Below are 712 nucleotides of genomic sequence, written 5' to 3'. Positions count from 1 at the left end.
GATATTGGGTGTGGTGCAGCAGCATATCGCGCGCGCGGCCGACGCCGATGCGGGCCGGCAGCGTCGCAGGCATGCCCATGTCCGCCATCAGGCCGATCTTGTGGAAGCCCGCCATGAAGCGGGCGTTCTCGGCCGCGACCACCGTGTCGCAGAGGAGCGTGAGCGAAAGACCCGCGCCCACCGCCCAGCCCTCGACGGCAGCCACGATCGGCAGGTTGCTGCGCGCCATGATCCGCACGAGACGGTGCGTGCGGCGCATGCGCTCGCGCCCGTCATACGGGTTCTCGATGTTCATGCCGGATATGTCGCCGCCGGCGCTGAACACGCCGCCCGAGCCGGTGAGCACGAGGCAGCGGATGCTGCGGTCGGCGTTGGCGCGCTCGATCGCCTCCTCCAACTCCTGCCGCAGCGGGACGGCCAGCGCGTTGCGGCGCGCGGGGTAGTCGAGGGTGAGGACGAGGACGGCGCCGTGGCGCTCCTCGGCGATGCGCATGACGGGCGCGTCGGTCACGTCGTTCATTCTTCGGTCTCCGGCGCGAGGGCCATGAAGCGCTTCCGGTGCAGGGCGGCACCGCCAAGGGCAGGGGCCTGCACCATGGCGCGGCGCATGTAGAGGCCGACATCGTAGTCGTCGGTGTAGCCGATGCCGCCATGCAACYGCACGCAGGCCTGGGCGACGAGCATGCCCGCCTCGCTGGCGCGTGCCTTGGCG

The 712-nt window shown here is 70.9% G+C and carries 2 protein-coding genes; both read right to left on the bottom strand.

Going from position 1 to position 712, the window contains the following annotated elements; genetic code table 11:
* On the bottom strand, nt 1-520 hold a 520-nt coding region (locus AC1DWF_RS34510), incomplete at its 3' end, for an enoyl-CoA hydratase/isomerase family protein (RefSeq protein ID WP_476842979.1).
* A partial coding sequence (locus tag AC1DWF_RS34505; RefSeq protein WP_476842978.1) for an acyl-CoA dehydrogenase family protein occupies nt 517-712 on the bottom strand: 196 nt, incomplete at its 5' end. The genes AC1DWF_RS34505 and AC1DWF_RS34510, both read right to left, overlap by 4 nt.

The organism is Aminobacter sp. P4_D5, from assembly GCF_056401815.1.
Note: the sequence above shows the minus strand (reverse complement) of the source record. Positions and strands in the feature narration are given on the sequence as shown.